The organism is Kribbella sp. NPDC050820 (assembly GCF_040653975.1).
Taxonomy (GTDB): Bacteria; Actinomycetota; Actinomycetes; order Propionibacteriales; family Kribbellaceae; genus Kribbella.
On record NZ_JBFAHB010000004.1, the window covers coordinates 144,662 to 165,805 of the forward strand.

Consider the following 21,144-nt stretch of genomic DNA (forward strand, 5'->3'; position numbering starts at 1 on the left):
CCTGTCTCCCTCTTCGACGTCGGTCTGCGTCGCAAGCTCAGAAGCTCGCACCCTCGTCCTCGACGATCGCGACGAGATCGCGAATACGCTCTGGTACGACGTTCGGGTGGCCGACAAGCAGCACCGACTGGAAGAGCACCTCCAGTACCTCTCGGGGTGAGGCTCCCTGACGGATCGCGGTTCGCATGTGATGGCGAGTCTGGACGATCTCGCCGATCGCGAGCGTGTTGCCGACCATGCACAGCAGACGCGTGCGGTGGTCGAGGACGAGCCGGCCGTACATGTCGTCGTACCCGAGGTCGTAGAACGCCTTGGTGAATCCCTCGTCGAGGCTGCCTAGGAACTCTGCGTTGTCGAGAGTGTGCCGCGGTCGCAGGACCAGAGCGCTGCTGATCCCTTGCCAGCCGTACTTCGCGAGTAGCGCGTCGGCTCGTGGGTCCGCAGCATCCTCGGGGTGCCACCGTGAGCGCTCCTCGTCGAGATCACGCTCGGATGCGCGCTGCCCGACCTGGAGACCGCGACTGCACAACTCGTCGAGCCGGTCAGCCTTTCCGAGTTCGTCGGCGAAGATCGACAACGCTTCGTCGACCAGCGGCTCTCCGCCGTAGATCGCGCACTGGAAGATGACCTCGAGAACCTCCTTGAGGTCGATGGACTCGGCGATCGCGGCCTGGACCGTCTCCCGGAGGCGCTCGTGGCGGCGCGACATCGTGAACTGCCCGGTCATCACCAGCAACCGGGTTCGCGGATCCAGGGTGGGACGGCCGAGAAGCCGGGCCGCGTAGCGGAGCCAGGCGTGTGCGAAGGCGGGGTCGAGGCGAGCACGCTGTTCGAATCGGGCCCGAATGCCGGGCTGGTACCGGGCGACGACTGCCAGTGCGGCCGAGTACTCATCGGCGGACTCGTCCGTCACCTGTGCTGGTTGTGTCATCGAGCAGTTCCTCTCTGATGGATCCCTTGACGCCTTCGGATTGCTGCAACAGACTGGGACAGTGTCCCATGTATCGGGACAGAACTCTACATCAAGTCCGTCCGGTCGAGAGCAGGAGTGCTGATGGCGAACCAGGTGACGACAATCCGCGGAGGTCTGGTGATGTCGGCCGGCGCAGGATCGGCGACGGTTGACCACCTGGATGTCCGCTTCAGCTCCGACGGCTGGATCACCGAGGTCGGTCCCAACCTGCAGCCCGTGGCGGACGAGGTCGTCATCGACGCCGGCTCGATGGTGGTGATGCCGGGCATGGTCGACTCGCACCGGCACCCGTGGCAGGCGCTGATGCGGTGTGTCAGCACCGATCAGACCGTAGTGGAGTATCGCTCGCTGGCCAGAGGGCGGCTCGCGGCGCGCTACCGCCCGGAGGACGTCTACGCCGCGATCCTGCTCTCCGATCTGGAGGCCATCAACGGCGGTGTGACCGCGATCTCCGACCTCGCCCACATCATGAACTCACCTGAGCATGCCGACGCAGCGATCCAGGCTCACGTGGACAGCGGACTGCGGGTCCTGTTCTGCCATGGAGAGCCGAACGACCTCGAGGTCGACGCCTGGTACCACAACAGCAGCCGCAAGCACCCCGACGATGTCCGGCGGCTGCGAGACGATGTCCTGCGCGACGATGACGCCCGGGTGACGCTGGGGATGAAGGTGCGACCACCGTTCCTGGTCACTCCGGAAGTGCTGCGCTACGACTTCGAGCTCGCGCGGGAACTGGATCTGCACGTCGCGATGGACGGTGGGCTCGGGGGTGGCTGCTGGACCGGTGCCCGCTGGGGCGACGACGGACTTGTCCCGATCGAGGACATCCGGAGAATCGGGCAGCTCGGCCCACACCTGACGCTTGTCCACTGCAACAACCTGACCGACTCCGACTTCGCTCTGATCGCCGAGAGCGGGACGCATGTATCCATCTCTCCGGACCACGAGATGCTCTGTGGCCATGGGCTTCCGGCCACCATTCGGATGCGGCATCACGATCTCGAGCCCGCCCTGTCGACCGACAGCTTGGTGGCGGTCAGCGGCGACATGTTCGGTGCTATGCGCAGCCTTCTCGCCGCGACGCGTGGGGGCATCTCCGACGCGGCGTACCGGTCGGGTGAAGCAGTCTGGAGCTGGGAGATCACCTCGGAGGATGTCTTCCGCTCGGCGACGCAGTCGAGCGCTGCGGCCTGCGGTCTCGGCGACAAGATCGGATCGCTCGAGCCGGGGAAGCGCGCCGACATCGTGCTGCTGAAGTCCGACCCGTTCAACCTCACACTTCTCAACAACCCGATCGCCAACGTCGTCACGTCGGCTCATCCGGGCAACGTGGACACAGTCATCATCAACGGCGAGGTGATGAAGTCCGGGGGAGCTCTCGCGTTCCCGGATGTGAACGCCGTCGTCGACGCCGCCGAACGGAGCCGCGCTCATATCTTTGCCGAGACCGATCTGTCCACTCTCAAGAAGCCGCAGGTCGACAAGTGGGCCATGTTCGCCTGATGGCGATGGTTCTCGCCGCGCAGGGCTGCCCCGGCTACCGGTGTCACGCACGACCGCGGAGTACGTCGTAGACCACGGAGTCGTCCTTGCGGCCGAGTCCCTTGCGGCGCCCGGTGAGGTAGAGCTGTTCGGCTGTGGCGGCAAGCGGGGTGGGTTGCTCGACCGATTTCGCGGTGGCGGTGACGATGCCCATGTCCTTGACGAAGATGTCGAGGGCGCTGCGTACGTCGTCGAAGGCGCCGGCGACCATCCGGCCACCGCGGTCACTGAACATGAAGGAGCCGGCGGCTCCGGTTTTCAGCACGGCCCAGGTCGATGCGACGTCGAGGCCCATCGAGTCGGCGAGGGCCAGTGCCTCGCCGGCCGCAGCGATGTGCACGCCGCAGAGCAGTTGGTTGACCACCTTGACCTTCTGGCCGTCGCCCGGCTTCGGGCCGACCGTCGGCGCGGTCGAGGCCATCGCGTCGATGATCGGCCGGCACCGGGCCAGGTCCTCGTCGGAGCCCGACACCATCACGAGCAAGTCACCTGTGGCTGCCCGGGCCACACCGCCCGAAACCGGTGCATCGACGAGGCCCACGCCGAGCTCGCCGAGACGCTGGGCCCAGCCCTCGACCGGGCCTGGTCCGACGGTCGCCATGATGACAACGACTGCTCCGGCCTTGAGCTGACTGGCCGCGCCGCCGTCGCCGAACAGAACCGCTGCGACCTGGTCCGGCGTCGCCACCATCAGGACGAGGATTTCCGCGTTTGCCGCCGCGGCCTGGATCGAGTCGACGGCGGTCAGGCCTGGGCCGGCCAGTGACCGGGCGCGCTCGAGGGAGACGTCGTACGCCGTGACGGCGTGGCCGGCCGCGGCCACGCATTGGGCCATCGGGCCACCCATGGCACCGAGGCCGATCCATCCGACGGTGGTCATGTCATTTGCTCCTTGCGGGGAAGGGATGCTGGATCCTCAGCAGGTCGTAGATGGGCAAGAATTACCGGTCTCCTTCGGTGGCGGCCCGCAGCCGGTCGAGGACCAAGGCCAAGGCGTCGACTGCCCCGACGTTGCCAGGGAAGACGACGAAGGCGCAGCCGATGACATCGGGCGGGGCCTCGGCCGGGGTGAACAGCGAGATCTGGCCCGGCAAGAACTGCCCGGCGACAGTGGCTCGCCGGATCCCCAGACCACGAGCGGCGAGGTCGTGGGAGGTGATGCCGCCCTTGGCGACGACCCAGGCGGGGCGGGCCGCGCGGGCCTTCTCGACCACGGTGACGAGCGCCGTCGACACCGTGCGGGCGATGTCCAGACTCGCTTCCGGGTCGTTGTCCACGGCCACCAGATCGCGGCTGGTGCAGACCAGCACATCCGAACCAGGGAGGGCGGCGACGATCCGCGCCGCGGTCTCCTCGATGTGGGTCGCGGCGTTCGACGGGTCGAGCAAGGCAGGAACCTGCAGCTCGACCTCGACGAGACCGCCACGTCCCCGAGCCTCGTGCACCTGCCGGGTGGTCAGCCCGACGTGGCTGCCGACCGCGATGAGACCGTGCCGGGTGCGCGAGGCGTCGATGGCAAGGTCGGCCGGGCCGAGTACGTCCTTCGCCTCGATTCCGGCCAGCGCCCTGACGAACGAGGGCCCGGACCGGGTCAGGAAGGTCTTGCCGGCGTCCCGCGCCAGTTGCAGTCCGAGCGCGACCACTTCGAGATCGGCGTACGACGTGCAGTTGACGACGACCCAGCCGAGCCCGGACACCTCGGTGAGGATCTCGGCGACCCGCTCCGGGCCGCCGATCCGGATGTCGTCGAGGGACAGACTTCGGACGTCCGCCGCCGCGATCGTTCCGCCGGACCGTTCGGCGATGAAGTCCCGCAGGTTCGACGAGGTGTACCCGAAGGTCTTGTCTCTGGCGAACTCGGTGTCCCCGACCGGTGTCGGTACGCCGTCGACGACAGCGAAATGGACGTCGTCGACGGTGAAGCGGCCTGCCTCGATCATGGCCGGGCAGAACAGCACGCCGTCCACTGGGCGGCCGATGACAGCCAGGTGCTCGGCGGCGATGGCCTCGATCTCGGCGTGTACGTGGCCGCGCAGTGTGCTGTCGCTGCGGGAGACCACCTCGACGGTCGCCCCGGTGTCGGCGGCCAGGGTGTAGAGGTCGTACGCCACGGCGCGGTTCAGCTCGACGGCCTGAGCTTCGTCGAGCGCCCGGGTGTTGGTGAGAACGAAGCAGGTGTCCGCGGGTGCTGCCAGCCCGGCGGCGTACTCGGATCGTTCGAGCACCGTCACGACGGAGACGCCGTGCACGGCCTGGGATCCGGTCGGGTCGTCGTCCAGGACGGCCAGTCGCCGGCCGGTCCGCCGGTTGTGCTCGCGGATCCGGGCCGCGGCGCCGGCCTGCAGGGTGGCGGAGGCGGTCATGCCATGGCCTTCTCGGTCCGGGTGGGGCTGACCTTCAGTTTGCGGCCGACCGGCTCGATCTTGCCCTGGTAGCCCACGAAGGTGATGCAGGCGAACAGGACCATGCCGATCACGCCCACCCCGGCGATGGTGTACGTCGCCATGTCCTGGGCGTGAGCGTTGACGGCGAGTTGGGCGGCGTCGAGGGTGCCGGTCTTCGGCGGTGTGACGAAGCCGTAGGCGTTCAGGACGGCGGCCCGGATGTTCGGCGCGAAGAAGCCGCCGAGGTTGCCCAGAGAGTTGATCAGGCCGATGCCGGCGGCCGCGGCGGCGCCGGTCAGGATCGAGGCGGGGAAGGTCCACATGATCGGCTGGACCGAGACCAGGGATCCGGCGACGAGGCAGAGGAAGGCGATCGCGACGACTGGTTCGGCCTTGAACAGCACCGATCCGGTGAGGCCGATCACAGCCAGCGAGTAGGCGAAGACGGCCGTCCACCGGCGCTGACCGGTCTTGTCGGAGAACAGGGTGGTGTAGCGGGTGATCACCAGCGCGACCAGCCAGGGGATGGCGGTGATGACGCCGACCAGGAAGCCGACCTTCTGGCCGGTCAGCGCCTGGACCTGGCTCGGCAGGTAGAAGGTGAAGCCGTACATGCAGATCTGGACGGAGAACGAGCAGAGCGCGATGTACACCAGACGGGGATTGGTCAACGGCTTGTACCAGGGCTCGTGGTGGCCGCGACCGGCGGCCGCGCGCTCCTCGTTGTCCAGTGCGATGGCCGCGTTGAGGACCTTCTTCTCGTCGGCGTTCAGCCACTTCGCGTCGTCCGGCTTGGAATCCAGGTAGAAGTACACCCAGAACCCGAAGACCACAGTGAGCAGACCTTCGAGTCCGAACATCCACTGCCAGCCGGCCAGACCGAGGATGCCGTGCATATCGAGGAAGGCACCGGACACCGGTCCACCGAGTACGTACGCCAGTGGGATGCCCATCATGAACAGCCCGGTGAACCGCGAGCGGTACTCCGCCACCGCCCAGTAGGTGATGTACAGGATGACGCCCGGGAAGAGGCCTGCCTCTGCGATCCCCAGCAGCACGCGGACGCCGTAGAAGATCCACTCGTTGTGCGCGAACGCCATCAGCGCGGAGATGACGCCCCAGGTCACCATGATCCGGGCCAGCCAGAACTTGGCGCCGACCCGGTGCAGCAGCAGGTTCGACGGCACCTCGAAGAAGGCGTAGGCGACGAAGAAGATGCCGGCCCCGAGGGCGTACGCCGCCTCGGTGAGCCCGGTGTCGGCCATGTACTCGGTCTTGGCGAAACCGATGTTCACCCGGTCCAGGAAGGCCAGGGTGTACATCAGCAGCAGGACCGGCACCAGGCGCCACTGCACCTTGCGCATGATCGAGCCCAGCGTCGCCTCCGCGGCGCTGCCGGCGAGGGTGGCGGTGCCAGGACGTGGGGATGGCATGGTCGGACCTCGATTCGTCGGAGCCCTGGGCGTCGGACTCAGCGGGCTCAGCAGGTGGTGCGAAAATCTATATAAAATAGATTTCGAGGTCCAGAGGGAGTTTTGTGTGACCTGAGTCACACGGGATCAGCGGGGTTGGGCGGCCAGGTCCTTCAGGGACCGCCGGCGGATCTGGTTCATGTGGACGCGCATGGCCTCGACGGCGCCCGGCAGGTCGCCCTGCTGGAAGGCGGCCAGGATCGCCGCGTGCTCACGGACCGCGAACTGCGAGTCGTTCACACCGACCACGACACCTTGGCGTCGCCGGTGCAGGTGTCCGCCCAGTCCTTCGGCCATTTGGACGACGTACCGGTTGCTGGACCGGTGCAGGATCGCCAGGTGGAAGGACCAGTCGGCCTCGAAGTACTCCCGCTGCCGAGCCATGACCGACGGATCGCCGGCCGGCAGCTCGGCGAGGCGCTGAGCCGCTGCCGCATGCTTCTCCTGTGCGGCCTCGAGTTGGCGAACCAAGCTGTCCAGGTCGCCGGAGATCAACTCCATCGCCCCGAGTTCCAGTAGTTCCCTGGCGTCGACGAGCTCCGACATCTGGGCTTCGGCCAGTAGCGGGGCCACCCGATAGCCCTTCTGCGCGACGCGGGTCACCAGGCCGGTCGTCTCGATCCTGGCCAACGCCTCACGGACCGGCGTGGGGGACACGTTCAGCAAGGTGGCCAGATGCTCGATCCGCAGCGCCTGTCCCGGCTCGACCCGGCCGCTGATCAGCAGGTCGATGAGCGCCTCGTAGACCCGGTCGCTGAGGACGAGCCGGTCACTCTCGTCCAGCGGGCTCACCGGCAAGGACACGGCTGCCCCCTTCCGCGAAGTGTCTACCAACGATCAGTAGCCTAACCCGCCGTCGACTCCCGACGAGGTTGCTACGCCGGTGGGTGCTGGGAGGGGGACTGGGGGCGGGTCTTGACCAGACCGTCCCTGATGGCCGTGAGCAGCGTGAGGGCGGCGTCCAGGTGCGTGTCGTCGCCGCCGGCGGCGAGGCTGACGGCGGTCGCCCACTCGTGCCTCACCAGGGAAGAGTTGGTGCGGCCGTGTTCGGTTGGGCTGACGGTGACGCCGCGGCCGTCGGCCGGGCTGGCCTGCCGCTGGATCATGCCCTTGTGTTCCAGGCCGCGCAGCGTCGTGGACAGGTTGGTGCGCTGGAGTCCGGTGGCGGCGGCGATCTGACTGGGGGCGGCTGCTGCTTCGTCCTGGAGCAGGTAGCGCATCACCATGCCTTCGGACTGGGTCAGGCCGACAGCCTCGGCGTCGGCGTAGCCGCGGTACTGGATCTCCCGGCTGATCACCAGCGCCAGGTCGGCGAGGTCGGCCCAGCGCTTCTCGGCGGCTGATCTGCGGGCCGGCCGAGGGCTGCGGCGCGGCGATGGGTCCTTCGTCACATCGCCAGCATAGATGATTGCCTGTCCATAGTTATGAGCGCATACTAATTCTGTTCGAATAGTTATCGTCTCATAATTAGTTGGAGAAGCAATGGCCGTCACTCTCCCCGCACGGCAGGCTGGGCATCCCTCGCCGCGTGCGGTTGCGCTGTCCGGTGGGTTGCACCCGGCCGGTGTGTTCTTCCTGCTGGCGGGCGCGTTCCTGCCGATCATGGATTTCTTCATCACCAACGTCGCGCTGCCGAGCATCGACGCATCACTGCACGCGTCGGCGTCCGAGCTGGAGCTGGTGATCGCCGGGTACGGCGTCGCGTACGCCGCACTGCTCGTCCTCGGCGGCCGCATCGGCGACCGCTTCGGCCGCCACCGCGTCTTCCTCGGCGCCCTCGTCGGCTTCATCGTGGCCTCGGCGGTGTGTGGCTTCGCGCCGACTGTCGGCGTACTGATCGCCGCCCGCATCGTGCAGGGCGCGACCGCTGCGCTACTGGTCCCGCAGGTGCTCGCCACCTTCCACCACACCCTCGAACACGAACGCAAGGCAAGAGCCCTTGCCCTGTACGGCGCCACGTCCGGTATCGCGGCCGTGGTCGGTCAGCTGGTCGGCGGACTGCTGGTCAGCGCGGACATCGCCGGGGCATCGTGGCGGCCGATCTTCCTGGTCAACGTGCCGATCGGCCTGGTGGTGCTGATCGTCGCAGCCCGCATCGTGCCCAACACTCGTTCGGATCACCCGGTAGGCGTCGACCTGCCCGGCACCGTCCTGTTCGCCGCCACACTCACCGCCGTACTGGTCCCTCTTACCGAAGGCCATTCGCTGGGTTGGCCGTGGTGGACCTGGGCGATGATCGCCCTCGCGGTCGCGATGGGCGCCATCACCATCGTGGTGGAGCGGCGCGCAGAGCGCCGTGGGCAGATTCCGCTGCTGCCGCCGTCATTGCTCAAGCTGCCGTCGATGTCGCGGGGCCTGGTGATGGTGTTCGCCTTCAGCATCGGCTTCGGTGCGTTCATGTTCGTCTTCGCCTTGACCGTCCAGGACGGTCTGCACGCCGACGCGCTCCACGGCGGCCTGGCGATTCTGCCGATGGCGTTGATGTTCTTCGCCGGTTCACTGTTCGCGCCGCGGTTGATCGGCCGCTTCGGACGGGCGGCGCTGTCGGCCGGAGCGATCATCCAGTTCGCCGGTTTGGCGTCGCTGGTCGTCGTTGTCGTCGACCGCTGGCCGCACGTCCACCTCTGGGACATGGCCGTCCCGCTCGCGCTGTCCGGAGCCGGGGGGTCGATGCTGTTCGCCGGGCTCTTCCGCAGCGTGATGGCCGACGTCCCGACGCATCTCGGCGGGGTCGGCAGCGGCGTACTGATCACGCTCCAGCAAAGCGGCCTTGCGCTCGGTGTGGCCACCCTCGGCACGCTCTACCTCGCCCGTGCGGAGCACAGCACCCCGCACGCCTTCGCCACCGTCGAAGCCGTGCAGATGGTCATCATCGCCCTGCTCGCCGTCGGTGCCGCCGCGTTGCCCCGGTTCACCAAGGCGGCCGCGGCCGCGCCCGTCCTCGACGCCTGACCGGGGAGCCGACATGAGCCTGCTCGATCTGTCGCGGTGGCAGTTCGTCATCACCGTGATGTTCCACATGTCGTTCCCGGCCATCACGGTGGGGCTGTCGATCCTGCTGAGCGTGCTCTACGGGATGTACTGGAAGTCCCGCAAGGCGGTCTATCTGCAGATGTTCCGGTTCTGGCGGCGGGTCTTCGCGGTCGGCTTCGCGATCGGTGTCGTGGCCGGCATCGTCATCACCTTCGAGATGGGGCTGAACTGGGGCGTCTACGCGGCCAAAACCGGTCCGATCATCGGGCCGATCATCGGGATGGAAGTCGTGACGGCATTCTTCGTGGAGGCCGGGTTCATCGGCGTTCTGCTGTACGGCGACGGCCGGGTCCGGCACGCGACGATGTTCGTCTCGACGGTGATGGTTGCTCTCGGCACGGTCCTGTCCTCGACCTGGATCATCGCCGCCAACTCCTGGATGCAGACGCCGGCCGGGTTCGTCGTCCGGAACGGGCGGTTCGAACCGACCGACTGGGTCGACACGATCTTCAACCCGTCGTTCCTCTGGCGGTGGCCGCACATGGTGCTTGCCGTACTGATCTCCGCCGCATTCTTCGTGGCCGGCATCGGCGCGTACTACCTGGTCAAGGGACGGGCGTTGGCCTTCGCGCGCCGGTCCGTGTCGATCGCCCTGGGTGTCGCGGCGATGCTGGTACCGGTGCAGATCTTCGTCGGTGACCACACCGCCGGCGCGGTGTTGCCGCACCAGTTGTCCAAGCTGGAAGCCCTGGAGGGCAACTGGACAGAAGGCAACACCGGCTTCGTCCTGTTCGCGATCCCGGACCAGCAGGCCGAGCGCAACCTCGCGGAGCTGAGCATCCCTTGCCTGGGCAGCGCGATCAACCGCGACCTGACCTGTCGGACGGCGATCCCCGGACTCGAGCTGACGCCGAAGGCTGATCGGCCCGACATGGCCGCGGTCTTCTGGGGATTCCGGGTCATGTTCCTGGCTGCGCTGCTGATGTTCGGCACCGTCTTCTACGCGACTGTCCTGCGCCTCCGCCGAAAACTGTGGACCTCGAGACGCTTCCACCGGTTCCTGCTCTGGACGACACCGGTGGGCATCCTCGCCGTTCTGGGCGGCTGGGCCACGGCTGAGACGGGTCGTCAGCCGTGGGTCGTGTTCGGTCAGCTGCGCACCGCGGACGCGGTCTCGCACCTGGCGCCCAGCGAGCTCGTGTTCTCCGTGGTGGGTTTCTCGTTGCTGTACGTCGTGATGCTGGTCGCGTACCTCGCCTACATCGTGCACACGGTGCGGATCGGCCCCGACCAGGTCGCTCCCGACGAGCGACACCCGACCCTCGACTCGGTACCGACGGCGAGTCTGGCCGGCGGGAGGGCGAACTGATGGCCACGGTCTGGTTCCTGCTCATTCTCCTGTGTCTGCTGATGTACGTCGTACTGGACGGCTACGACCTGGGTATCGGCATCGCCACCTTGATCGAACCGGACGCGAGTTATCGGCACGAGATGCTCGAACAGGTCGCCCAGGCCTGGGACGGCAACGAGACGTGGCTGGTCCTGCTCGGCGTGAGCCTGTGGGCCGGCTTCCCGGCCGCGTTCGGCACGATCCTCCCGCACGCCTATCTGCCGGTCATCGTCATGCTGTTCGCGCTGATCGTTCGCGGCGTCAGTGTGGAGCTGGCCTCACAGGCTCATCCCGCGCCTCGCTGGGAAAGGGCGTTCGGCGTCGCCTCGCTGATCGCGGCGCTTGCTCAGGGCATCGCCGTTGCGACCCTGACAGCGCACGTGACCGTGGTGGACGGGGCATTCTCCGGTTCTTCGTCAGGCGCGATCAGTTGGTTCTCGGCGCTGTCCGCCGTAACGGTCACCTGTGGCTATCTGGCGCTCGGGTACGCCTACACGAAGTGGAAGGCGACCGGTGAACTCCGTGCCCGGGCGGGCCACCGCGGCGTGGTCAGCGCAGTCCTGGCGGTGCTGCTGGTTGTCGGATGCCTCATAGCTGTGGGTGCGACCGCCACACCGCTCAGCATGCACGGTCCTGCGCGGGTCATCGCCTTCACCGGGCTCCTCCTGTTCGCCGCGGTCGGCGCGGTGACGGGCGTGATGACCTCGCGGCCGACTTCGCCGTACGACGGCCTCCCGCTCGCGGGCCTGGTCACCGCCGTCGTGGCACTCGTCGTTGCCCTGGTGGTGGCTCGCTATCCGGTGCTCGCTGCACCGGACCTGACCCTCACCAGCACAGCAGCACCGCCCGGCACGCTGGCGTTTCTCGCGGTCGGGATCGGACTCAACGTGCCACTGATCCTCTTCTACAACTGGTTCGCTCACCACGCCTTCCGAGGCAAGGCCCCGGCCAACCATCTCTCGAACGGAACGACAGGAGACGCTCGATGAGCGCTCGAACCCAGGGCGGACGCACAGCGCGCCGATTGCTCACACGGACGATGCTGACGGTCGTCGTTGTCGTTGTCGCCTTGTTCCTCTATTGCGTCTGCCAGGGGATGTTCTCCGGCTATCCCAAGGATCACGGCCATCTGCTGAGCACGGTGGGCATGCTCCTCATCGCCCTCGCCGGCGGGATCGCCTGGATTGTCGACGAACATCGGATGCACGATGACGACTGACCAGGCCGGAACGGCAACTGCGCGGTGGCTTGCTGCAGCCGCGAAGCCGGGCCGCCGGTGGCTGCTGAGTGCCGCCGGCTGCCAGGCACTGGAGACGGCGTTCACCATCGTCCAGTGGGCTGGTCTGGCATTGATCGCCGGCGAGGTTCTTGCCGGCGATCGGCCGAGCCGGCTGGGATTGTGCATCCTCTTCGGCGGTGGTCTCCTGGCGGCTGGAGCTGTCTGGAGTTCGGCGCGGTTCCAGGCAGTCGGCCGCCGGCGCATCGCCCACGCCATTCGGCGGGGCCTGGTGGCCGGGCTGCTACCGGCCGGGCAGCGGCATGCGGAGCCCGACCCCTCGACGGCCGCGCTCGCAACGGTGGAGTTGGCCGACGACATCGCCGACTTCCATGCGCGGAGCCTTCCCCAGCGACGGTCCGCTCCGGTGTCGATGGCGCTGATTCTTGGTATCACCGCGATGCTGCAGTGGCCGGCCGCAGTGATCCTGCTGCTGGCGAGCTTGCTCATCCCGCTGAACATGCGGCTTGCGGGCCTGTTCGCAAAGGAGGGCGCCGACGCCCGGGCGGCGGCCGGCACCAGGCTCGCCGCCGTCGTCCTCGACAGCTTCCGAGGTCTGCCGACGCTGCGGAACATCGGGGCGCTGGAACGACGCCACTCCGAGCTGGCCCGTGCGTCCGATGACCTGAACGCCACCACCATCGCGGTCATCCGGCGGGCATCGCTGTCCGGAGCGGTGATGGACGTCGTCATCACCTTCTCGATCGCGGCGAACGCGACGTACATCGGTCTCGCCCTGCTGGGCTACGTGCGGATCGGCGCTGCGCCCGGCATGACTCTGTTCCGTGGCCTGCTCGCTCTGCTGATCTGCCCGATGTACTTCCAGCCGCTGCGGACCATGGCTGCGGCGTTCCACAGCCGGGAACGGGCACTGTCGGCGGTACCGGCGATCAGCGGTTTGCTGGTCGAGCCTCCTTCGAATGCCGAACGTGTACCGCCCGCGGTCGAACCCGTAACTGTTGTCGTGAACAACGCCTCTCTTCGGTTCCCTGCATCCGACGAGCCAACGCTGAATGGTGTGAACCTGACCGTTCAGGCGGGATCATGGACGGTCGTGGCCGGACCGTCGGGCGCAGGCAAGACCACATTGCTGTCGCTGATTGCCGGCGTACGCACTCCGAGTCACGGGACCGTTCAGTGGCTGACTCCGACCGGTGGGTCGGCGCCGTGGCTCGGCGGCTGTGCCTGGATCGGTCAGCAGACGGTACTGCTCCCGGGATCGATCGGCGACAACATCCGGATCGGACGACCGGACGCCGGCCGGGCGGAGATCGAGAAGGCGGCCGCCGCGGCCGGGTTGGCCGAGGTTCTCAGACGGCTTCCGCAAGGCCTGGACACGCGGCTGGGGGAGGGCGGCTGGGGTCTGTCGACCGGCGAGGCGCGCCGCATCGCGATCGCCCGCGCGTTCCTCGGCGACGCGGGTCTGTGGGTCCTGGATGAGCCGACCGCGCATCTCGACGCGGACACCGAGGCCCAGATCATTGTTGCCCTACGCAACGCCACCCGGGGCCGCACCGTCATCGTGGCCACGCACTCCGCGGCTCTCGCCCGATCCGCCGACCTCCTGTTCGGTCTGACGGACGGGACGATCCATACCGTCCGCGAGGCGATGCAGGTATGAAAGCAAAGGCACTCGCCTCGTTCGGCCTGCTGCTGGCCGTTCTCGCGGAGGCCTGTTCCGTCGGGCTTCTCGGACTCTCCGGATGGTTCATTGCAGCTTCAGCTGTGGCCGGAGCCAGTGCCTACAGTGCGTTCTCCTACCTCGCGCCCAGCGGTGGGGTGCGCGCCTTCGCGCTCGGCAGGATCGCGACCGGCTATGCCAATCGGGTTGTCTTACACGCCGCGGCACTACGACGGATCAGCGCTGCCAGGCTCGCCGTGTACGACCAAGCCGCCGGTTCCGAAGGCACCGGTTGGTCCGGCCGGTCGCTGGATCGGGTCATGGCCGACGCGGACACCACCGGCATGGCGGTCATCCAGGCCACCACGCCTGTGGTCGTTACCGCGGCCATGACGGCGGGGGGCTGCGTTGCAGTCGTCCTCGCCGGCTATCCACTCGCGGCGCTGACGCTGGCTTCAGCCGTGATCGCCTGCGCCGTCCTCGCAGTGGCTTCTGCGTGCCGGACGGATGACACGGCCCGCACCCGTGGCCTGCTGAGGACTGAACTGGTGACCGCGGTCGAGGCATGGCCCGAGATGGCGTCGCTGGGCGCTACAGACCAGTTGGCGCACCGCACTCTGCAACGCCTGGAGGCCTTCGAGGGTGGGCGAAACCGCGACGCTGCGACAACCGCGCATGCTCTGGGCGGCGCCCGCGCAGTGACGGCTGCCGCGCTGCTGCTCACAGTGCTGCTCACCGCGCGGTCCGGCGCCACGATCGCGACGTTGGTCTTCGTCGGTCTGCTCGCCGCCGGTGTCATGGCCAACGCCGAGCGTCTGGTCGCCGCCACAAGCGCGTGGATCCAACTCCGCCAGGCCAAGGCCCACCTCGCGGCAGCCGGAGAGGACGAAACCTGCCGGCCGGAGGTCGCCACGACCTTCCGGGCGACGTACGACGGTCGCAGCCTCGCAGTCTCCGGATACCAACTGCCGGAGACACCCACACGGGATGAACGCGAGATCGCATTCACCGTCGCCACCGGCCAGACCCTCGTCATCACCGGCCCGTCCGGCAGCGGAAAGACCACTCTCATCGCCGCCATCGCTACAGCGCTGCGGCGACAACCCGGTCCCGCCGTCGTCACCGCCGTACTGGCCGACGACTATCTGTTCACCGGCACGATTGCCGACAACTTCCGCCTGGCCAACCCCGCCGTGAACCACGCCGAAGTCACCGACCTGCTGATCGCTATGGACCTGAACCGCGCCGGACTGGAACCGCAAACCACCATCGGCGTCGGCGGGCGCAACCTCTCCGGCGGCGAACAGCGACGACTCCACCTTGCCCGCGCGCTGGCCACCGAGCCCGACGTCCTCCTCATCGACGAGCCGACGACCGGCCTGGACGCGGACACCGCCAGGCAGATCCTGCACGCCGCACGCCGCCGGCGGCCGCACGCGATCCTGCTGCTGGCGATGCACCAGCCACAACCAGACACGCACCCTCTCGGCCCTCACTGGACCGCACTGTCGCTCGAATGAGCAGCGGAGCCCGCCGGCGGTTGGCGGCGATCATGTGGGATGCCGACCGACCCGACCGCCACCGCTCCGTACTCACGCAATGGGCCACAAACCTCCTCGGTTGTGGAACGCCACTGAAGGACGGGCGTACAGCGTCGTACGACGCGCGAACCTGCCGGTAGGTCATCGACCGATAGCTTGGGCAAGTTGTCGGCCTGAGTTCTTACGCGGCACCACGGGCCCTCACTCGTGGGACAGTTGCCGAACGATGACGATCTTCACGTTCCATCTTGCGGAGCTCCGTCCGGCGACGACGGCGGGGGCGTTGTGGAGGGCGCCGGCTGTGTCTTCCACGCCTGGGTTGCGGTATGCCGAGTGCCTGGCGCTGATGCGCCTCGGTGCACCGACTGTCTCGCCGGCCCGGATGCAGTTGCGTCGGATGGCGATGTTCGCGCGGTGGGAGGACGAGGCGGCGGTCGAGACGTTCCTGGCGGATCACCGGTTGGGCAGGGAGTTGGCTGCGGGCTGGCATGTGCGTATGCAGTTCCTGCGTCGTTGGTCGCGGCTTGCGGCGCTGCCCGACCTGCCGGCGAGGGCGGGGGAGTGGGATCCTGCCGAACCTGTCGTGGCGGTCACGTTGGCTCGGATGCGCCTGCTGGAGGTGCCGAGGTTCCTGAAGTGGGGCAAGCCGGTGGAGCGGCTGGTTCGTGACCATCCGGGGACCACGTTGGCGCTGGCCGCGATGCGCCCGCCGCGGACGATTTCTACCTTCTCTGTTTGGCGGAGCGTGCGGCAGATGGAGGAGATGGTGCACGGCCATAGCAGTGTTCCGGAGCCCGAGCGTCATGCTGCCGCGATGGCCGAACGCCGGCGCAGGGACTTCCACCATGAGTTCGCGACCCTGCGGTTCCGGCCGCTGTCGGAGCACGGCTCGTGGCAGGGGCGCAGCGGCATCGTTCCTCGCTAGACCCGGCACGTTGTCCCACGCCTGGAAGAACGGAATGATGCGGCCCATGAAGTACACGGTCTCCATCGAGATCGCCCTGCCGCGGGAGAAGGTGGTCCGGCTGCTCGAGGACCCGGCACAGCGGCCGAAGTGGCTGCGGGGTCTGGTGCTGCACGAGCCGCTGAGTGGGGAGGACGGGCAGCTGGGCACCAGGTCGCGGGTCGTGATGCAGATGGACCGGCGGAGGTTCGAGGGCACCGAGACCATTACACGCCGGGAGTCGGCAGACCTGCGCGAGATCCAGACAGCGAGCGTCGTTCACTTCGACCGCGAGATCGTCGGCGAGGGCATGTGGAGCGCCGCGCGCGAGCGGCTGACCGAAGCCGGCCCGGAAACGACGCTGTGGGAGAGCGAGAACGAATACCGGTTCAGCGGTTTTCTGATGAAGCTGGTGGGACTTGTGATGCCCGGCGCCTTCCGCAAGCAGTCGCTACAGCACATGCAGGACTTCAAGGCGTTCGCCGAGCACGGAACGGACGTCCGCGAAGCCACGAACTGATCCGCCCTGACCGGTCAGGCGTCTGACGGCGTGTCGTGTAGATCGTGCCTTCACTGATCGCAGCTTTGTAGACCGGCGTACTGACGATTGATCGCATCGGCTGCGCTGTGCCTTGACTCAGGCACCGCTCGCGCGTTGGTGGGTGCAACTTTCGGTGGGCTGGGTGCATCGAGGCTGTTGTAGGGGGAGAGCGCAGCGACGGGCAGATGCGGTGTGGAGGGGGTGATGAGCCTGGTCGCCGGTTCTTGGCTGTCACGCTCGGCCTGATTTCTCAGGTCGGGACTTCTTCGATGAGGTACGACGGTGAGCGGACCGCCCACGCGGAAGGCCGCGGGCTCGCCGGAGGCACGACGCACGGTCTGGCTTGGACACTGCCTGGCTGGTGCGTCCTGCAGGACCGGGCGGGAGAGGCGTCCCGTCCAGGTGTAGTCCCAGGGCGGGTGTAAGGGGGTCCGCCCAGGGCGTGAGCCTTGGCTCTGGTGATTGCGGCCAGAGCCTCGTGACCGTCGCTGTTCTCTGGCGACGGTGGGGGAGGACGACTCATGCGATTCAAGCGCACTGCCGGTGCGGCTGTAGGAATCGCCGCTCTGGTCCTGGGGGCCGGAGCGGCGGCAGGTGAGACCAGAAGTCCGGCGGCGCCGTCGCCCGGCATCCTGATCGTGGAGGCGCCGGAAGGGCCGGGCGAGGCGCAGTTCGTGCCCGGGCAGAGCAACGTCGTACCGGCGACCGCGCCGCCGGCGCAGGACGTCGGGAAGAACGCGATGCAGTCGCTGGCGGCGCCGTTTTATGCGTGTCCTGGTTTCAGTGGGTTGCAGACCACGAATCCGTTGGCGAACCTCTACAAGGATGTGTTCACGTGGGGGCCGTACGCGCCGTACAAGGTGGGTAATGGTGGCGGGAACATCAACTGGGCGCTGAACCCGTACAGGAACGCCAGTTGGTACATGTGGTTGCACTCGTTGCGGTGGCTCGGTCAGGGGATTACTGCGGCGGGTCAGGGTGATTTGACCGCGCTGACGCGGGTGAACACGATCGCGTACGACTGGTATCGCGACAATCCGTACTCGTGGAAGGGCAACGTTGGTGCCTGGGAGTCCACGATGCACCGGACGAATGTGCTGATCTGCCTGCGCCAGGCGATCCTGTCGGGCCTGCAGGTGGGCGCGGTGCCGGCTCGCTACGCGTGGGTGGATGCCGCGCTGCTGAGCCACGCGCGGTTTCTCACGAACTATTGGAGCGGGGCGTGGAATCACGGGACCGACGAGTCCATCGCTTTGTTCGGGGTCGGTGTCACGTTGAGCCGGGCCGATTACCGGAATCTGGCGCAGCAGCGGTTGGCGGCCGCGATCACGACGTCGATCGATGCGCAAGGCTCGACGAACGAGCAGTCGACGGGGTACGCGGCGTTCAACTACTCGTTGTGGGGGCGGGCGATCGCGGTGTTGCAGAACGGCGGTGTCGATCCCGGTACGACGATGGTGACCCGGCGGGCGTTGCTGGCCAAGTGGCTGGCCTTGGCGACGAACTCGCTCGGCAAGCTGCACCAACTCGGTGACACCGAACTGCAGGCGACGTACCCGTGGGTGGGGACGCCGATGGAGTACGCGGGCTCGCTGGGGACGAAGGGTACGGCGCCGCCGTGGCGGGTCGGGGTCTACTCGGCGGGCTACGTCTTCGGCCGGACCGGTTGGGGCACCGATGCTGCGAGGGGCTTCAGGGGTGAGTCGACGTACAGCATCAGGTACGGGCCGGCGCGGGCGTTCCACGGGCACAGCGATCACACCAGCATCACCTACACGGCCCGGGGCCGCGACATCGTGATCGACGGCGGGTATGCGGCGTACTCGGCCGGTGCCTGGCGTGCCTGGGTGGTCAGTGCGGCGGCGCACAGTGTGCTGACGACGCCGCTGGCGAAGGCGACGAACCCGGCGACGAGGCTGACGGGGTACTCGGTGAAGGCGAACGCGGAGTCGTACACGTTCACCGATGCGCCGGGGACCGGGGTCAGCCGGGTGCGTTCGGTGCTGGTGCTGAAGGACCCGGATCTGATCGTGACCTGGGACCGGGCGTCGGCGACGACGGCGCAGGCGTTCCAGACGCTGTGGCACTTGCCGCCGGATCAGCGGGCCAGCGTGTACTCGCGGACGACCGCGGTGGCGATGGCGGCGGGGGACACGACCAGAACGGTGGTGTTCCAGGTCCCGTTCAAGCAGGCGCTGCCGCCCGGCGCGACCCTGATCAAGCAGGCCCAGACGAACCCGATCCAGGGTTGGTACTACCCGAGCAGCTACGTTCGCAAGTCGGCGCCGACGATCATGATGGCCCGGTCCGGCCGGACCGCGTCGATCCTGTCCTTCATCGTCCCGGTGCGCGCCAGCGGGTCGGTCACCTACACCACCCGGTGGTCCGGCACGACGTTCATCATCAACCTCAACGTCGGCGGCGCACGTGCGGCGATCGCCATCTCCGGCGGCGGATCCCTTTACCGGGCGGGCTAGCAGCCTGAGTTTGCGCCAAACCTAGTGCCCTCCGGTCCTTCGACTGGATGGGCACTAGGTTCGGCCTGCACCGGACCGCTTCGATCTCGTTAGGGTGCTGGGCAGGATGGATCGACGCAGGCGAAGGAGATGCAGATGACCGAGGCCACGACTCGTTCGATCGAGGTACCGGGCGCCGTACTGACCTATGACATCCGGCCCGGCAGTGATGTGGACAAGATCCCGCTGGTGATGGTTGCGTCGCCGATGGCCGCCGCCGGGTTCACGACGTTGGCCGGCCACTTCACCGACCGCACGGTGGTCACCTACGACCCGCGGCAGAGTGAGCGCAGCGAGCTCACCACCGATGCGGATCCCACCCCGGAGACCCACGCCGACGACATCCATCGAGTGATCGAGGCCGCGGTGGGTCCTGGTCCTGTCGATGTGCTGGCGAGCAGCGGCGGCGCTGTGAACATGCTTGCATTCGTCGCCGCGCATCCTGACGTGGTCCGCATCCTGGTAGCTCACGAGCCTCCGCTCGTGTCGGCGTTGCCCGACCGCGAGGCATCGGTCGCAGCAGTCCACGATGTCCGGGACACCTACGAGCGCGATGGCCTGGGGCCGGGGATGGCCAAGTTCCTGATCCTGGTCATGCACAGCGGCGAGATCCCCGCCGACTGGACCCATCGGCCTGCTCCCGACCCGGCCCAGTTCGGGTTGCCGACCGACGACGACGGCTCGCGCCAGGATCCGATGCTCGGTCGCGGACACATCGTCAACACCACCGGGTACGAGCCCGACTACGACGCGATCAGGGCTGCACCGACCCGGGTCGTGCCGGGGTACGGCATCGAGTCGGACGGGCTGATCACGCAACGCGCCACGATCGCCGTCGCCGATGCGCTCGGGGTCGAGCCGACGATCTTCCCGAGCGACCACGGCGGCTTCCTGGGCGGGGAGTACGGGCAGACCGGCGACCCGGACGCCTTCGCCACCCGGCTGCGCGAGCTACTCGACGGGTGACCTCCCGAGGCGACAGCCGGGGCTGATCCGCCGGTTTAGCCATAGACCCTTCGACCGCATCACCCGTGGCCGCGGGAGTCAGAGGGAGCCGGCGAGCCAGGACCAGGCGACTTCGAACTTTGCTTCCAGGCGGGTGCGGACGGCGTCGGTGACGATGCGCTCGAGGCGTGGCCCGAGGACGGGCGTCGAGGCCGTGACGTGGAGGTCGAATTCCTGGGTGGTGGAGTGACCGGTCGGGACCAGGACGGTGCGGCCGACCAGTTTCACGCGGGCGCCCGCGAGTTCGCCCTCGACGTGGGCCTCCCGTGCGCCGTCCTGTCCCGCCGGGTGCCAGGTCTTGGTCTGGACGAGGTTCAGCATGTCGCCGACGAATCGTCGTGCGACGACTGGTACGTCGTCGGTGGCGGTCTCCCATTGCACCCGGAGCAGTACGTCGTCGCCTGCGTTGCGGACGGCAACGTCGTAGGAGTGTGCGCTGAACCTCCGGAACACCTGTTCCTGGAACGTCGCGTCCGTGATGAGCGCGAACACTTCCTCGGGAGTCGCGTCGTACGACGTGATCAGGTTGAGATCCATCGACCCATCATCCCAGCGAACAGGCCGACCAGGCAGATCCGCGGCATCCGTCGCTGACCCGTGAGTCGCAGGCCGGCGGGGCATCATGTCCCTTATGGAGCAGGAGGACCTCGGTTCCACGCCCGGCGACTGACCCCTGCGCCCGATCCTGCCTTCCATCGCGCCGGTGGCTTGCACGGCCGGCGGCCGGACGGTGCTGCCTAGTGGGTCTGCCAGACGACTTCGATGAGGTGGTCGTTCGGCTCGAGGTTCCAGACCGGGCTGGCCGGCCGGCCGGTCTACTGGAATGACCGCTTCGCCCGGGATGAGCCCGTCGTTGGTTGGTTCGCCGAGACAGATGTAGACGGTGCCTGCCTGGGTCAGGCCTTGTCGCTGGACCTCTGCGCTGACCTCGCGGAGCGCCGCTCCGGCGCCGGAGTCGGGGTCG

Annotated in this window: 18 protein-coding genes; 11 read left to right on the forward strand and 7 right to left on the reverse strand. The window is 67.7% G+C overall.

The genetic code is table 11. From position 1 onward, the window contains the following. Nucleotides 1–37: 37 nt before the first annotated feature. Nucleotides 38–931 carry a carboxymuconolactone decarboxylase family protein gene (locus AB0H36_RS06065; protein ID WP_360517288.1) on the reverse strand — a complete coding sequence of 298 codons (894 nt, stop codon included), beginning with the start codon at nt 929–931 and terminating at the stop codon, nt 38–40. A gap of 123 nt (nt 932–1,054) precedes the next feature. On the opposite strand from AB0H36_RS06065, the gene AB0H36_RS06070 reads away from it, so the two are divergent. After that, nucleotides 1,055–2,479 carry an amidohydrolase family protein gene (locus AB0H36_RS06070; protein ID WP_360517291.1) on the forward strand — a complete coding sequence of 475 codons (1,425 nt, stop codon included), beginning with the start codon at nt 1,055–1,057 and terminating at the stop codon, nt 2,477–2,479. Between the two features lie 43 nt (nt 2,480–2,522). Here AB0H36_RS06070 and AB0H36_RS06075 read toward each other — a convergent pair whose 3' ends face one another. The 5 genes from AB0H36_RS06075 to AB0H36_RS06095 form a co-directional block, all read right to left on the reverse strand. Beyond that, complete coding sequence (locus AB0H36_RS06075) at nt 2,523–3,398, reverse strand: NAD(P)-dependent oxidoreductase (protein WP_360517294.1); 876 nt, start codon at nt 3,396–3,398, stop codon at nt 2,523–2,525. Between the two features lie 61 nt (nt 3,399–3,459). Continuing rightward, complete coding sequence (locus AB0H36_RS06080) at nt 3,460–4,881, reverse strand: four-carbon acid sugar kinase family protein (RefSeq protein ID WP_360517297.1); 1,422 nt, start codon at nt 4,879–4,881, stop codon at nt 3,460–3,462. Then, nucleotides 4,878–6,335, reverse strand: a complete 1,458-nt coding sequence (locus AB0H36_RS06085; RefSeq protein ID WP_360517300.1) for an MFS transporter — start codon at nt 6,333–6,335, stop codon at nt 4,878–4,880. The genes AB0H36_RS06080 and AB0H36_RS06085 overlap by 4 nt, the downstream gene beginning before the upstream one ends. Before the next feature lie 126 nt (nt 6,336–6,461). Next, the gene (locus AB0H36_RS06090) at nt 6,462–7,178 is read right to left on the reverse strand and encodes a GntR family transcriptional regulator (RefSeq protein ID WP_360517303.1); all 717 of its coding nucleotides are present in this window, start codon (nt 7,176–7,178) and stop codon (nt 6,462–6,464) included. Nucleotides 7,179–7,249: 71 nt separating this feature from the next. Further along, the gene (locus tag AB0H36_RS06095) at nt 7,250–7,765 is read right to left on the reverse strand and encodes a MarR family transcriptional regulator (RefSeq protein WP_360517306.1); all 516 of its coding nucleotides are present in this window, start codon (nt 7,763–7,765) and stop codon (nt 7,250–7,252) included. Nucleotides 7,766–7,856: 91 nt separating this feature from the next. Here AB0H36_RS06095 and AB0H36_RS06100 point away from each other — a divergent pair, with 91 nt between their 5' ends. The 10 genes from AB0H36_RS06100 to AB0H36_RS06145 all read left to right on the forward strand — a co-directional run bounded on the left by AB0H36_RS06100 (nt 7,857) and on the right by AB0H36_RS06145 (nt 20,141). Continuing rightward, the gene (locus AB0H36_RS06100; protein WP_360517309.1) at nt 7,857–9,326 is read left to right on the forward strand and encodes an MFS transporter; all 1,470 of its coding nucleotides are present in this window, start codon (nt 7,857–7,859) and stop codon (nt 9,324–9,326) included. 13 nt (nt 9,327–9,339) lie between these two features. Then, nucleotides 9,340–10,716, forward strand: a complete 1,377-nt coding sequence (locus tag AB0H36_RS06105) for a cytochrome ubiquinol oxidase subunit I (RefSeq protein ID WP_360517312.1) — start codon at nt 9,340–9,342, stop codon at nt 10,714–10,716. Continuing rightward, a complete protein-coding gene (locus tag AB0H36_RS06110; RefSeq protein ID WP_360517315.1) occupies nt 10,716–11,726 on the forward strand; it encodes a cytochrome d ubiquinol oxidase subunit II in 1,011 nt (336 codons plus the stop codon). The genes AB0H36_RS06105 and AB0H36_RS06110 overlap by 1 nt, the downstream gene beginning before the upstream one ends. After that, complete coding sequence (locus tag AB0H36_RS06115) at nt 11,723–11,956, forward strand: hypothetical protein (protein WP_360517318.1); 234 nt, start codon at nt 11,723–11,725, stop codon at nt 11,954–11,956. Before AB0H36_RS06110 ends, AB0H36_RS06115 begins: the two co-directional genes overlap by 4 nt. Continuing rightward, nucleotides 11,946–13,634: an ATP-binding cassette domain-containing protein gene (locus AB0H36_RS06120; RefSeq protein ID WP_360517321.1), complete on the forward strand. Its 1,689-nt coding sequence runs from the start codon at nt 11,946–11,948 to the stop codon at nt 13,632–13,634. Before AB0H36_RS06115 ends, AB0H36_RS06120 begins: the two co-directional genes overlap by 11 nt. Further along, nucleotides 13,631–15,154: an ATP-binding cassette domain-containing protein gene (locus AB0H36_RS06125; protein ID WP_360517324.1), complete on the forward strand. Its 1,524-nt coding sequence runs from the start codon at nt 13,631–13,633 to the stop codon at nt 15,152–15,154. The genes AB0H36_RS06120 and AB0H36_RS06125 overlap by 4 nt, the downstream gene beginning before the upstream one ends. A 322-nt stretch (nt 15,155–15,476) precedes the next feature. After that, entirely contained in the window at nt 15,477–16,100 is a 624-nt protein-coding gene (locus AB0H36_RS06130) for a hypothetical protein (protein WP_360517327.1), read from the forward strand. A gap of 46 nt (nt 16,101–16,146) precedes the next feature. Next, nucleotides 16,147–16,638, forward strand: a complete 492-nt coding sequence (locus AB0H36_RS06135) for an SRPBCC family protein (RefSeq protein ID WP_360517330.1) — start codon at nt 16,147–16,149, stop codon at nt 16,636–16,638. A gap of 542 nt (nt 16,639–17,180) precedes the next feature. Beyond that, the gene (locus AB0H36_RS06140) at nt 17,181–19,136 is read left to right on the forward strand and encodes a heparinase II/III family protein (protein ID WP_360517333.1); all 1,956 of its coding nucleotides are present in this window, start codon (nt 17,181–17,183) and stop codon (nt 19,134–19,136) included. Nucleotides 19,137–19,271: 135 nt separating this feature from the next. After that, nucleotides 19,272–20,141 (forward strand): alpha/beta hydrolase, encoded by an 870-nt coding sequence (locus AB0H36_RS06145; protein WP_360517336.1) that lies wholly within the window; start codon nt 19,272–19,274, stop codon nt 20,139–20,141. A 78-nt stretch (nt 20,142–20,219) separates the two neighbouring features. On the opposite strand, the gene AB0H36_RS06150 is transcribed toward AB0H36_RS06145, so the two are convergent. Further along, a complete protein-coding gene (locus tag AB0H36_RS06150; protein ID WP_360517339.1) occupies nt 20,220–20,717 on the reverse strand; it encodes a DUF2505 domain-containing protein in 498 nt (165 codons plus the stop codon). Between the last annotated feature and the right edge of the window lie 427 nt (nt 20,718–21,144).